The sequence below is a fragment of the Pelagibacterium limicola genome, from assembly GCF_015694405.1.
GTDB lineage: Bacteria > Pseudomonadota > Alphaproteobacteria > Rhizobiales > Devosiaceae > Pelagibacterium > Pelagibacterium limicola.
The window spans coordinates 150,303-164,029 of the sequence record NZ_JADQDB010000001.1; the positions used below are offsets into that span (position 1 = coordinate 150,303).

The 13,727-nt window shown below is 62.1% G+C and carries 12 protein-coding genes; all 12 read right to left on the reverse strand.

Features of this window, described 5'->3' with window-relative positions; genetic code table 11:
* Positions 1-44: 44 nt before the first annotated feature.
* Positions 45-1,361: a cell division protein FtsA gene (gene ftsA, locus I2G20_RS00745; RefSeq protein ID WP_196257770.1), complete on the reverse strand. Its 1,317-nt coding sequence runs from the start codon at positions 1,359-1,361 to the stop codon at positions 45-47.
* Complete coding sequence (locus tag I2G20_RS00750; RefSeq protein WP_196257771.1) at positions 1,362-2,135, reverse strand: cell division protein FtsQ/DivIB; 774 nt, start codon at positions 2,133-2,135, stop codon at positions 1,362-1,364.
* A 149-nt stretch (positions 2,136-2,284) separates the two neighbouring features.
* Positions 2,285-3,205, reverse strand: coding sequence for a D-alanine--D-alanine ligase (locus I2G20_RS00755; RefSeq protein WP_196257772.1), 921 nt, complete (start codon positions 3,203-3,205; stop codon positions 2,285-2,287).
* An 18-nt stretch (positions 3,206-3,223) separates the two neighbouring features.
* Complete coding sequence (murB, locus tag I2G20_RS00760; protein ID WP_196257773.1) at positions 3,224-4,201, reverse strand: UDP-N-acetylmuramate dehydrogenase; 978 nt, start codon at positions 4,199-4,201, stop codon at positions 3,224-3,226.
* Positions 4,198-5,628 (reverse strand): UDP-N-acetylmuramate--L-alanine ligase, encoded by a 1,431-nt coding sequence (gene murC / locus I2G20_RS00765; protein ID WP_207747491.1) that lies wholly within the window; start codon positions 5,626-5,628, stop codon positions 4,198-4,200. The genes murB and murC overlap by 4 nt, the downstream gene beginning before the upstream one ends.
* Positions 5,625-6,719 carry an undecaprenyldiphospho-muramoylpentapeptide beta-N-acetylglucosaminyltransferase gene (gene murG, locus I2G20_RS00770; protein WP_196257774.1) on the reverse strand — a complete coding sequence of 365 codons (1,095 nt, stop codon included), beginning with the start codon at positions 6,717-6,719 and terminating at the stop codon, positions 5,625-5,627. The genes murC and murG overlap by 4 nt, the downstream gene beginning before the upstream one ends.
* A complete protein-coding gene (locus I2G20_RS00775) occupies positions 6,716-7,909 on the reverse strand; it encodes an FtsW/RodA/SpoVE family cell cycle protein (RefSeq protein ID WP_343070285.1) in 1,194 nt (397 codons plus the stop codon). Before I2G20_RS00775 ends, murG begins: the two co-directional genes overlap by 4 nt.
* 91 nt (positions 7,910-8,000) lie before the next feature.
* Positions 8,001-8,405 carry a lysozyme inhibitor LprI family protein gene (locus tag I2G20_RS00780; protein ID WP_196257775.1) on the reverse strand — a complete coding sequence of 135 codons (405 nt, stop codon included), beginning with the start codon at positions 8,403-8,405 and terminating at the stop codon, positions 8,001-8,003.
* A gap of 11 nt (positions 8,406-8,416) precedes the next feature.
* Positions 8,417-9,526 (reverse strand): transporter substrate-binding domain-containing protein, encoded by a 1,110-nt coding sequence (locus I2G20_RS00785; RefSeq protein WP_196257776.1) that lies wholly within the window; start codon positions 9,524-9,526, stop codon positions 8,417-8,419.
* Between the two features lie 150 nt (positions 9,527-9,676).
* Complete coding sequence (gene mraY, locus I2G20_RS00790; protein WP_196257777.1) at positions 9,677-10,762, reverse strand: phospho-N-acetylmuramoyl-pentapeptide-transferase; 1,086 nt, start codon at positions 10,760-10,762, stop codon at positions 9,677-9,679.
* 16 nt (positions 10,763-10,778) lie between these two features.
* The gene (locus tag I2G20_RS00795) at positions 10,779-12,203 is read right to left on the reverse strand and encodes a UDP-N-acetylmuramoyl-tripeptide--D-alanyl-D-alanine ligase (protein WP_246472709.1); all 1,425 of its coding nucleotides are present in this window, start codon (positions 12,201-12,203) and stop codon (positions 10,779-10,781) included.
* Positions 12,204-12,270: 67 nt separating this feature from the next.
* The gene (locus tag I2G20_RS00800) at positions 12,271-13,725 is read right to left on the reverse strand and encodes a UDP-N-acetylmuramoyl-L-alanyl-D-glutamate--2,6-diaminopimelate ligase (RefSeq protein ID WP_246472712.1); all 1,455 of its coding nucleotides are present in this window, start codon (positions 13,723-13,725) and stop codon (positions 12,271-12,273) included.
* Positions 13,726-13,727 lie beyond the last annotated feature (2 nt).

Here is a 13,727-nt window from a genome sequence, read left to right on the forward strand (position 1 = left end):
CATTCATGCGGAGGCCGGGCCTGCCGAACGAGTGCGGGAAAGCCTCAAACGAACCCCGACTTGAGCCAGCTTCCCAACCGGGCAAAATACCCATCCGACCCCGTGAGTTTGCGCACCGCCTTGGGGCGAACATATTCGTTCCCGCACACCTGCGGATAGACTAGCATTCCGGCGACCGCCGAAAAGGCAGGCCCCCGCGCGCGTTCGGGCAGCCCGGAAATGCCCAAGGGGCGCCCGTTACGCACATTGCGCGCCAGCATCCGGCGCGCCAGTTCCGGCAGGCCCGTCAAATCGGACGCTCCACCCGTCAAGACCAGCCGCCGCCCGGATATGTCCATCATTCCCGTCGCCTGCATCCGGTCGCGGATCGCGTTGAGAACTTCCTCTACCCGTGGGCGGATGATGCGGGTAAGCATTTCGCGTGAGATCGAGTTCGGCGCCTCGTGCGAAGTCGCCCCGATCGGCATGACGGTGATGACGTCCGCCTCGTCCCCCTGCCCCGAAAGACAAGATCCGTAAAGGGTCTTCAGCCGCTCCGCGTCCGCCATGCTCACCGAGAGTTGGCGCGCGATATCGAGCGTGATGTGATGTCCTCCGATGGCAAGGGCGTCGGCATAGACCAGATGCCCCTCCGCAAACACCGAAACCGAGGTGGTCGCCCCGCCCATGTCGATGCAGGCCACGCCAAGATCGGCTTCATCATCGACCAGCGTTGAAAGCCCCGAGGCATAAGGCGTCGCCATCAGCGCCTCGACCTCGAGATGGCAGCGGTTGAGCGCCAGTTCGATGTTGCGCATCGCGAGCGTTTCCGCGCTGATCACCGCGACGTTGACCCCGAGCGTCTCGCCCACCATGCCGCGCGGATCGCGCACCCCCTTCTGCCCGTCCAGCGCATAGCCGATGGGCAGCGCATGGACGATCGAACGCTCGTCGCGCACCGAACGCTGGTTGACCGCGATCAGCACCCGGGAAATATCGGACGCCTCCACCTCATGCCCATCGAGCGACACGCTGGCCGAGAACGTTTCAGACCCCAGCCGCCCGGCCGTCACGTTGACGATGACCGACTGCACGGTAATTCCCGCGGCGCGCTCGGCCATTCCGACCACCGAGCGGATTGCCTGTTCCGCCTTTTCGAGATCGGTCACCACGCCGCTCTTGACGCCTGCGGATGGACCGTAGCCGAAGCCGATGATTTCTGCCTTGTGGGTGCGGCCCTTGAGCGCTTTGCCCTCGGATCGTGGCACCAGCCGCGCGATCACGCAGCACATTTTGGTCGAGCCGATGTCGAGCACGGTCACAAGGCTCGAACGCCCCGGCTGTACTGGCTTCAGCCGCGCTGTCATTGCATCGGTGATCATTTAGCCTTCATCTCGAGGAGTTGGGCGTACAGCCACATATTGGGGGATTCGCATATCGATCAGGTCTACATCGCGTGCGAGTAGCTCATGATCGCGATTATAGCGATTGAGTTTTTCGAGCGCGGCCACGACGCCATGTTCGGGCAGTTGCACGCGCAGGCCGGTATAGTAGATGAGATCCCAACGCCGGTCGGCGATCCTGCTCAGCGCAGCGAGATCGGTATTGAGGTCGGGAAACCGGTTCATGAGCGTAATCATTGCCAGCGCGTCGTCCCCCGCGCCTTCCCCGATCACCAGCGTCAGTTCGCCATTCTCGAACCCGGCCGGCGCGATCGGCTGTCCCTTGGCATCGATCAGCATGGTGAGCCCATCGATGCGCCAGCGTGCGACCGGCACTTTCTCGGTAATGGTGACAATAATCGAGTCCGGGTAGACCTTGCGGATTGTAGCCGTTTCGACCGACGGGATTTCCTCGATCCGCAACCGCGCCGCTTCGGCATCCAACCCCAGCGTATTGGTAAAGTCCCGGATGGCGAGTGCGCGGATAACGTCGGCCTCGCGGGTCAAGGCCTGCCCCGTAATCTCGATTTGTGCCACGCCGAACCCGGCCTCGGCTACCTGTCCCGTGACGAGATGGGAAACGATCGTTATTCCCTCGTGCAATTCATCGCGGAGCATATAGCCGGCTATCCCCGCGCCGACGAGGCAGAGCAAGATGATTGCCCGGAAGGCCATCCGCCGGTGCAGGACCCACAGGTTTGCAAGCCGCACCATGAGCCCGCCTCGGCGGCGGACAGGAACGGGCAAGCCTGAGCGCACCGCGAGCGAACGTTCTCGAAGGATCGGCTTGATCGGCTCTGCGGGTTTCAGGCGCGGACGGGAACTGTTGGGAGCGGGAGGCGCGGACACGGCATCGCTACGCCTTACCTGTTGCAACTCGCATCCTCCACAATCCAGCTAACCAGCTCTTCGAACGTATGTCCTGCGTGCGCCGCCAGTTCTGGAACGAGGGAGGTTTTGGTCATGCCCGGCTGGGTGTTGATTTCCAGACAGACAAGTTCGCCATCGTCTCCGCCGCGCGGGTCGTAACGGAAGTCCGTTCGAGTCACTCCCCGGCAGCCAAGCGCGGCGTGCGCTTTGAGCGCCATTTTCTGAATTTTTTCGTAAATTTTCGGTGAAATTTGCGCAGGAATAACGTGGTTGCTCCCACCCGCAGCGTACTTTGCCTCGTAATTATAGAAGGCCAGATCGGTAACGATCTCGGTTACGGCCAACGCCACGTCACCCATGACTGCGCAGGTTAGCTCGCGGCCGGGAATGAATCGCTCGACCATCAGGTCCTCGTCGCCGTCCCAGTCGGAGCGCAGGATTTCCTGCGGCGGGTGCTCCTGCCCCTCCTTGACGATGAACACATTGACGCTCGACCCGTCATTATACGGCTTCACCACATAAGGCGGCGTCATGACGTGCTGACGGGCAATGTCGGCGCGCGCGGCGATCACGTGATCGGTCACCGGCACGCCAGCCGCCTTGAACATCACCTTGGCCTGATGCTTGTCCATCGCCAGCGCGGAAGCCAGCACGCCCGAATGTGTATAGGGAAGCCCGAGAATCTCCAGCAGGCCCTGGATCGTCCCGTCCTCGCCAAACCGCCCATGCAGCGCGTTGAACACGGCATCGGGCTTGAGCCTGGTCAGCACCTGGGCGATATCGCGGCCCACGTCGATCTCGGTGACCTCATACCCCGAATTACGCAACGCTTCCGCACACTGCGCTCCCGAACTGAGCGAAACCTCCCGCTCATGGGACCATCCGCCTTTTAGGAGTGCAACGTGCTTGGTCATTAATTCTATCCCACAATCTCAAGCGACGCCCGCAAAGACGCCGCCATCCAAAAACTCTTGAACCTCGCGCCCGGGCTCGAACCGACCCATGCGGCGAATTTCCCATTGCAATTCGATCCCTGAAGTCTCGCGTACCCGCCTGCGCACCGTCTCCCCGAGCATTTCGATATCATGCGCGCTTGCTGCATCGAGATTGACGAGGAAATTGGCGTGCATCTCGGAAACCTGAGCATCGCCGATCCGCAAGCCCCTGCACCCCGCCTCATCGACCAGCTTCCAGGCGGAGTGTCCCTCCGGGTTCTTGAATGTCGACCCGCCGGTCCGCGTGTTGGTCGGCTGCGTGCTCTCGCGCCGGTCGGTGATGTCCCTCATCTTGGCGAGAATTGCCTCGCGGTCTCCGGGGAGGCCTTCAAACACTGCTGACGTGAATATCACGCCCTCCGGCCCGTTCGACTGACGGTACCGATAGGCCATGTCGGCATTGGAGAGTTCGACGATCTCGCCCTGGCGGTTGACCCCGCGCAGCGATACCACGCGCTGGTTGGTCTCCGTGCCGTAGCATCCCGCGTTCATGTAGAGCGCCCCGCCGACGGCTCCCGGGATGCCCCGGAAGAATTCCAGCCCGTCGATCCCCGCATTGGCCGCCGTGGTCGCGACCTTTACGTCCGGAAGCCCGGCCCCGACCCGGATGCGGTTGCCTTCAAGTATCTCTGCCCCGCCAAACGCCTTCGCTGGCAGTTTGATCACCACGCCTTCGATGCCACCGTCCCGGATCAGGAGGTTCGAGCCCAGCCCGATCACCGTGACCTTAATCCCCTCGGGCAAATGCTTCAGAAAAAAGGCCAGGTCGGCCTCGTCCGCAGGCTCGAAGAAAAGCTGCGCTGGCCCGCCCACGCGGAACCAGCTCACCTTGGCAAGCGGCTGATTGGCAATCAGATTGCCCCGGATATTGCCGATCCAGTTCCCGAACTCGGGTAGAAGGTCGGCAAAGCTCATGCGCTGGCCTTTGCGGGGGCGGCGGCATCCTGCAATTGGCCGGGTAGCGCGGCAGCCCAAGAGGTAATGTTGCCGGCCCCCAGGCACACCACGTAATCGCCCCCTGCCGTGCGCTCGGCAAGGATGGGCGCAAGTTCCTCAGGCCCGTCGAGCACCCGCGCATCGCGATGCCCGCGCGCCCGGATGCGGTCGACGAGATCGGCATTGGTGACGCCCTCGATGGGAGTTTCTCCGGCGGCATAAACCGGCGCGACGAGAACCGTATCGGCATCGTAAAAGCAGGCGGCGAATTCATCGAACAGGTCGTGAAGCCGCGAATAGCGATGGGGCTGGACCACGGCGATCACGTCCCGCTCGGCCGATTGCCGTGCCGCGCGCAACACCGAGGCGATCTCCACAGGGTGATGCCCGTAATCGTCGATGACGGTTACCCCATTGACCACGCCTGTGCAGGTAAACCGCCGCTTCACCCCGCCGAATCCCTTGAGACCGGCCCGGATGTCGTCCTCGGAAATTCCCAGTTGCGTCGCAACCGCGATAGCCGCGGTCGCATTGAGCATATTGTGGACCCCCGGCATGGGCAGTTCGAGACCAGTGACGATCCGCTCATCCCCAGACACGCGGTCTCGGATGGCGACCGAGAACCGCGACACCCCGTTTTTGCCCTCGGCGTCGAACAGCCGTACGTCAGCCTGCTGGTTCTGGCCGTAGGTGATGACGCGCCGGTCTTCGATTTCGCCCACCAGCGCCTGCACGGTGGGATGATCGAGGCACATTACGGCAAAGCCATAGAAGGGCACATTGTCGACGAACTGGCGGAACGCCTTCTTGACCCCATCGAAATCCTTATAATGGTCGAGATGCTCGGGATCGATGTTGGTCACCACGGCCACATCGGCGGGCAGCTTGACGAAGGTACCGTCGCTTTCGTCGGCCTCCACCACCATCCAGTCGCCCTGCCCGAGCCGCGCATTGGTGCCATAGGCATTGATGATGCCGCCGTTGATGACCGTGGGGTCGAACCGTCCCGCATCGAGGAGCGCCGCGACCATCGAGGTCGTCGTCGTCTTGCCGTGGGTGCCGCCAATGGCGATCGCGTTCTTGAAGCGCATGATCTCTGCCAGCATCTCGGCCCGCCGCACCACCGGCAATCCCCGGGCGCGTGCCTCTGCGAGTTCCGGGTTGTCCTTACGGATAGCCGAGGAAACGACGACCACCGCTGCATCCGCGAGGTTTTCAGCGCGCTGGCCGATATCCACGTGAATGCCCATCGCCTGGAGTCGCTGCACGTTGGGGTTGATCGCCATGTCCGAACCGCGCACGGTATAGCCTTGCGTGTGCAGCACTTCGGCGATCCCGCTCATGCCGATGCCCCCGATCCCTACAAAATGGACGGGTCCGATGGCGGTTGGCATCTTGGTGTTCATGGGTTCCCCCTGGCGGTCTGTTCTGCAAGGTCGGCCAGCCGCGAAACCGCGTCGGGTATCCCTATGGACTTGGCCTTGGCCGCCGTTTCGGCAAGCCTGCCCGGTGCGGTCAACAATTCGTGTAGCTGGGTCGCAAGAGATTGCGGTGAAAGCGTGGCCTGGTCGACCAGCCATGCGCCCCCAGCCTTTTCGACAAACGCGGCATTGGCGCGCTGGTCCTGGTCGAGCGAGCCGGGCAGAGGCACGAGGATCGCCGGGCGTCCAAGGACGGTCAGTTCCGCGACGGTCGAAGCGCCCGCCCGCCCGATAACGAGATGGCTCGCTGCAATCCGTTCGGGCAGATCCTCGAAGAACGCCGCGAGTTCGACATTAACCCGCGCCGCCCGGTACCGGTCGGTCACCCGTTCGAGATCCTCTTCACGGCATTGCTGGGTTACCGCGAGGTGCCGCCGCAGGGGTTCGTCGATCGCCGCGATCGCATCGGGCACGAGGTCGGCAAACGCGCGTGCTCCCTGGCTGCCGCCGAAGATCAGCAACCGTATGACGCCTCCCGGCTCGATCGGCAGATAGGGCGTATCCGCAGCGGTGCGCACGCGGTCCCGCACCGGGTTCCCGGTCAGCACCTTCTTGAGTCGGTATCGGTCCGCATGTTGCGTCTCGGCAAAGCTCATCGCCAGCGTGTCGGCAAATCGCGCCAGCGCGCGATTGGCCCGGCCCATCACTGCGTTCTGCTCGTGCAATATGCCCGGAATTCCCAGCATCGCGGCAGCAAGGAACGGGGGGAAGCACGGATAGCCACCAAACCCTACAACCGCATCGGGATCTATCCGGCGCAAAATCCCCATTGCCCTGGATATGCCGGAAAGGATCGTGAACCCGGCCCTGACGAACTTGACCGGATTGCGGATCGAGGGCGTTGCCGCAGGCACCTGATGGACCTCGCGTGCCGGAAAGCTCCCGCCATGTTGCGCCACGCGCTTGTCCGTGATGAGGTGGATGTCGTGGCCGCGCCGGTTCAACTCCTGGGCGAGCGCAAGCGCGGGGAATAAATGCCCCCCCGTGCCGCCGGCCATCAATACGAATGTGCTCATGACTCCTCTTTGCGCAGGGCGCTGCGAATAGGCAAGCCCGTTGCAAAGGTTTCCTCCGGTTTCCGGCGCGTCAGCGCCAGCAATAGCCCCATTGAGAGGCCGACCGCGATCATCGAGGTGCCGCCATAGGAGACGAATGGCAACGTCATGCCCTTGGGCGGAACCAGATTGAGGTTGACGGTCAGGTTGATTGCGGACTGCACACCGAACAGCACGGCGAGCGCGCTGGCCGCGAGACGGTTGAAAAGGTTCTGCTGTTGCTGGGCCAACACCAGCGCCCGCAGCACGATGAAGGCGATTAATCCGACCAGCACCAGAGAGAAAAGAATCCCGAATTCCGACGCGCCCGCGGCGAACACGAAGTCTGCATGAGCGTCCGGAAGGTACCGCTTGGCGATGCCCTCGCCCGGCCCCTTGCCAAACCATCCCCCCTCGAGCAGTGATTCAAGCGCGCGCTCGGCCTGATAGGTATCGCCGGTCTCGGGATTGATGAAAGCATCGATACGCCGGGCCACGTGCGGGAAAAAGAGGTAGGCCATTCCCCCCATCACCGCTGCCGCCCCGCCCAGGGCGCCGATCACCCACCAGGAAATCCCCGAGAGGAAGAGGAGCGCCCCGTAGACCGCAGCGACCAGCGCCGTCTGCCCCACGTCCGGCTGGAGCAATAGCAGCGCGATGATGATCCCGACGAGCATCAGCGTCAGTATGTGCCCGGGCACATCCTTGCGCTTCATCTTCTCGCTGACCAGCCAGGCTGCGATTACGGCGAACCCCGGCTTCACGAATTCCGAAGGCTGGAGCGAAATCCCCATGATGGAAATCCACCGCGTCGCGCCCTTGGCCTCGCTGCCGTAACGCAGCGTCAGCGCCAGAAGGACGATGCTCCCGAACAGAACCAGAAGTGCCACAACTCGTGTCCAGCGCGCATCGAGAAATGACGCGCCGATCATGACGGCGAGCGCAGGAACACAGAACATCACATGGCGCTGCACGAAGTACCACGAGCCAAGCCCGATCCGCTCGGCCACGGAGGGACTGGCCGCAAAACTCAAAAGCACCCCGAACGCCATCAGCGCAACGAGCGCAAACATCAACTCGCGATCAACCGTCCACCACCATTCGGCGACCGGTGTCTTGCGTTCACGAGAAAACCAGGCGTTGATCGCAGCCAAGGCGGGATACTCCAGCACTCATGCAGAACTCTTGCAGAATGCGAGAATTACCACCGAACTGGTTACCATTTCGCAACCATGCGCCGGGTTCGCCCAATTGGCCAGGATCTCAATCGGCCGGTGGTACCGGACAGCTTAAATCGCCTTCCTCGCAAGCGAGATATTGCTCAAGTTCGTCTATGCGCGTTTGGGTCAGGGCACCAAGGCACATGGCCCTTGCCATCGGCTCGGCGCTACCACCGGCGGCTGCAGATGAGGCAAAGGTGCATTCTGCGTCGCGGAAAGAGACCCAGGCACGCTCTGCGCCAAGCAGTAGGTTTTTTGTGTCCTCATCATCGCCCAGCCGATGCTCTATCTGCCGGTAGAGTTCGTTGAGTTCGGCATCCGATGCCTGATAGGCCTGCTCGACACATTCGGTCATGCTCGCCTGATCGTCCGCCTCCTCGCATGTATTAGCGTATGCCGGCGGTAGCAGTAGTGCGATAAGCATAGCGCTCAGAAAGAAGCGATTCATGGCCATTCTCCTCATGGATCATTTCCGAAATATCCAATTCTGATCTCTTCGATCAAACCGCTTTCATGTGCCCCGATCAATTCCACCGAAAGCGCGCGCGTAAACTCACTGTTGAGGGGTAGGCCGAATGCATACTTGTCCGGTGCGAAAATCGGCCCGACCACGGTCACAGGTTGGTGGGGGTTGGTGTGGGCGTGGTACTCGAGTACGGGCGCATCGCCGATAATCGCATCGATCCGTCCGTCCAGCAGGGCCTCCACGGCATCCTCGACATGATCAAATGGGAGCATGTTAAAGCCCGCTTCCCGTGCAAAATCCTCAGAGACGCTACCTGGCTGCACCCCGACGGTCCGTCCCGGGAGATCTGCCACGCTGTTGATCTGGTTGGACAGGGACAAGATGGTCATGACGCTGGTTATCGAGGAGGTGACATAGGCGAGCACGGCGATGCCGCAGACCAGCCAAAGCCCCTGCCAAATGCGCCCGATCCAGCCAAACAAATTTTTGCGCGCGGGCGATTTGCCGGAAGTGGCGACCGACATGACCGTGTAAAAGCTCTCGGCAAACCCGTCGCGCCAACGACGCGGGAAATCCTTGTCGAATCGACGATCGAACAGGGTCACAAGGAACGTAGCCACCACTATGACAAAGGCGATCCAGGCATAAGCGCGCAAATGGCCGGATGCGTTAAGCCCTTCAATGACATCGCGGAACCCCGAACCGCGACCCTCATTCACCATTATGCGCTGGCCCGCATCGAACCAGGGATGGGTGAAGTCGATACGTTCGACGCGTGCCCGTGTAACAGTCAAATTGGTAACGGCAACATCGATATCGCCGGACGCTGCAGCATCGACGAGCGCCCCGATATTGCCGAACTCGACATACTCGCTCTCGACTGCGAGTTGCCCCGCCAGCAGTTCCCAAAGTTCGATCGCCATGCCCCGGAAACGACCGTCCACCTCCACCACGAAGGGTGGATGGACATAAACACCGACGGTCAGCGGCACCTGAACGGGGGCGGCGGCCGATGCCCCGCCATCCTGCGCACCAGCCGGAGCCGCGCTGGAGAATGCCAGGACAATGACAAGGAGCGCCTGAATCGCCGCGTGAAGAAACATGGAGCGGCCTATGTTTTTCTAATCCTACGAATGAAAACGATAGCCGCTACCGGAGTGTAATTCAACTTATGCAGAATAACGCAAGTGCCGGGAATCGAAGCAAATCACACATAATTATAAAAAATAGATTCAATCGTTAGGAGGAATGCTTCAGCGCAACTTCAATGAGCTTAGCCCGATCAGCGCAAGCACCATCGCAATGATCCAGAACCGGATCACAATCTGGCTTTCGGTCCAGCCCAGATGTTCGAAATGGTGATGGATCGGCGCCATCTTGAAGACCCGCTTGCCGGTCAGCCGGTAGGAAACCACTTGCACGATCACCGAAACGGCCTCGAGCACGAAGAGCCCGCCAATGATCGCCATGACGATCTCGTGCTTGGTCGCAACGGCAATCGTCCCAAGGGCGCCGCCGAGGGAAAGCGATCCCGTGTCGCCCATGATGATCTGCGCCGGGGGAGCATTGAACCACAGGAACCCGAGCCCCGCCCCGATCAACGCCCCGCAAACGATGGCCAGTTCGCCCGTTCCGGGCACGAAATTGATGAAGAGATAATCGGAATAGACCTGATTCCCGACGAGATAGGCGATCAGTCCGAACGCCGCCGCTGCGATCATCACCGGCACGATGGCGAGCCCGTCGAGCCCATCGGTAAGGTTTACCGAATTGCCCGCACCGACGATGACAAAGGCACCGAAGATGAAAAAGAAGAGCCCGAGGTTGAGTGCAAGGTCCTTGACGAAGGGGAACAGCAGCGAAGTTCCGTAGGGATCGCCGGTCTGGCTCGCGATCATCATGCAGGCGGCCACCGCGATCACCGTCTCGATGGCCAGCCGGGCCTTGCCGCCGAACCCTTTATGGTTCTGGTGCTTGACCTTGAGATAGTCGTCATAGAACCCCACGAGCCCGAAGCCCGTCGTCACCAGCAAGACCGCCCACACATAGACGTTGGAAAGATCGGACCACAAAAGGATCGAAACCAGCGCCCCCGAAAGGATCATCAGCCCGCCCATCGTGGGCTTGCCCTTCTTGTTGATCAGATGACTCGCCGGACCGTCCTCGCGGATTGGCTGGCCCTTGCCCTGCCGGATGCGCAACGCCGCCACCATGCCGGGCCCGAACAGGAACACAAAGAACAGCGCGGTGATGATCGCCCCACCCGTCCGGAACGAGAGGTAGCGAAAGACATTGAACGCGGTGACGGTGTCTGCGAATTGCTGAAGAAAATAGAGCATCTGGCCTAGGGTTCTTTCAGTGGCCGAACTGGCTGCGCAGATGCGCAACAAGCGCGCCCAGCCTTAATCCGTTGGACCCTTTGACCATAACTAGGTCGCCATAAGCAAGGGCACCGGCCAGTGCAGGAGCGATTTCCGCGGCCTCTGTTGCCCGCCCGACAACTAGGCCCTCCGGCAACGCCGCACCGAGCGCTGCCATGTGCTCCCCCACCAGCCAGACCGCATCCGGAGAAGCGGCCAGTACCGCAGGCGCCAAAGCCGCGTGCAGTGCATCTGCCGCGGCGCCCAGTTCGCGCATATCGCCGAGCACGAGCACGCGTTGGCCCGATGGCACCGTCATCTGCGCGAACACGTCAAGGGCCGCCCCCATCGAGGCGGGATTGGCGTTGTAGCTTTCATCGATCAGGACAAGCGGTTTCGGTCCACCCCCCAACCTGTGCGCGAGCCCTCTTCCCTCTGGCGCGCCGTGCGTCGCCAGCACATCGAGCGCCACATCCACGGGAACACCGACCTCCCTCGCCGCGAGAAGCGCCCCCACGCCGTTGACCAGCGTATGCCGCCCCGGCGTCGAGACCGAGAGCTCGATATCGAGCCCATCCCCGGAGACCGAAGCCTTGCCTCCTCCGTCTTCCGTCCGGTAGCCGCTTATCCGCACGCGAGCACCCGCATCGAAACCATAGGTCAGCGCATCGGCGCCCCTGGCCTTCGCGTGAGCGAGCAGACGCCCGATATGCGCATGATCGGCTCCAAGAATGATCCGCCCGCCCGGTTCCAGGCCCGCAAGTATCTCCGCCTTGGCGACCGCAATCCCTGCCTCGGAGTCGAAGAATTCCAGGTGCGCCGGCGCGACCGTGGTGATGAGCGCCGTATGCGGCCGCACCAGTTGCGAGAGCGGCGTGATTTCGCCTGCAGCGCTCATGCCGATCTCGAACACGCCATAAGCCGTTTCCGCCGGCATCCGCGCCAGTGTCAGGGGCACACCCCAGTGATTGTTGAAGCTCTTGATCGAGGCATGCGTCGGCCCGTGCGCGGAGAAAATGGCCCGGATCGCCTCTTTGACCGAAGTCTTCCCGACACTCCCGGTTACCGCGACGATCCGCGCCCTGGTCCGTGTCCGCGAAAACCGCGCCAGCCCACGAAGTCCCTCCAGCGCGTCAGGCACGACAATCAGCGGTAGCCCATCGAGCCTATGAGTCTTGTCGGCACTGACCAGAGCCGCCACCGCCCCGGCCTCGACCGCCTTGGCCACGAAATCGTGCCCGTCGAAATTCTCGCCCTTGATGGCAACGAACAAGGCGCCCGAAGCGATCTCGCGAGAATCAATGGAAATGGAAGTCACGGCTTCAGCAACAATGCCCCGCGCCTCTCCGCCCGTCGCCCCGACGATTTCGGCAATCGTGTAAAGCGGGTTCATAGGTCTGGACTGGTCATGTTCGAACATGCCACGCTTGTAGTCAGCACCGCATCTACCCTTATCCGACCTGGCGTTGCCGCCCCGCCTTCAAACCTCAAAATTTGTCCGCGAAAGCCTTCAGAACCACCTCATGGTCCGAAAAGTGGTGCTTCGTCTTGCCGACGATCTGATAATCCTCATGCCCCTTCCCGGCGACGAGAACCACGTCCTCGTCCCCCATTCGGGCAATTGCATGGCCGATCGCTTTTGCGCGGTCGGCGATTTCTTCCGCACCGGGTGCCGCCACCAGAATCTGCGCGCGGATAGCGGCAGCATTCTCGGTGCGGGGATTGTCGTCCGTCACGATCACCTCATCGGCCAGGGCCGCGGCAATCCTGCCCATTTCGGGACGCTTGCCCTTGTCGCGGTCGCCCCCGCACCCGAACACCACCCACAACTTGCCCTTGGCGAAAGGCCGCAAGGAGTCGAGCGCGTTCCGCAGCGCATCGGGCGTATGCGAATAATCGACGAACACCGCGCGTGCCTCGCGTTGCGCCACCATCTCCAATCGCCCCTTGGCGCCCTGCAAATGTTCGAGCGCGGCGATGGCCACCTTGTTCTCGACCCCTGTCGCCATTGCCAGCCCCGCTGCAACGACGGCATTGTCCACTTGGAACCGTCCGACCAGCGGCAGCAGAAACTCCATCGGCTCGCCCACCAGCTTGCCCCTGACCCGCTGGCCAAATCCCTCGCTGGTGACGCTCTCGACATCGATATGGGCGCCCCCGGCCCCAACCGTGAACACGGTCGCCCCCCGATCTAGGGCAGCGAACATGAAGGGCAACCCTTCCTCGTTTTCTGCATCGATTACCGCCGTCGCCCGGCTGCCGATCAGGTCGCGAAACAGGCGCAGCTTGGCGTCGCGGTAATGTTCCATCGTTTCGTGATAGTCGAGATGGTCGCGCGTGAGATTGGTGAAGGCCGCAGCGGTGAAATGAACGCCGTCCAGCCTGCGCTGGTCGATCCCGTGGCTCGATGCTTCCATCGCCACGTGCTCGATGCCCTCGGCCTTGAGTTCGCCCAGCATCCTGTGCAGGGACAGCGGGTCGGGCGTCGTCAACTCGCCCGGCACGTGCCGGTCCCCGACCACCAGACCCAGCGTGCCGATGCTCGCGCCACGGATCCCCGCGTAATTCCATATCTGACGCAGGAAGGACACGACCGAAGTCTTGCCGTTCGTGCCGGTCACCCCGACGCAATATTTGGGCTGCGGACCGGAAAGCGACGCCGCCGCCTTGGCATAAGCCGCGCGAGCGTCGTCCACCACGACGACCGGTATCCCGGGATCGGCCTCGGGTTTCTGATCGGTGACCATGACCTTCGCTCCGCGCCCCACGGCGTCGCGCGAATATATGATGCCGTGTCCACGCGTACCCGGCAGGGCGAAAAACGCATCTCCCTCCCCGATCAGCCTGCTGTCGGCATTGATCCCTTCGACCTCGAGAGCCGGCACCTGTCCGGCTCCGGCCATCCCTTCTATCAATGTGGAAAGTGTATACGGCAAGGTCATGG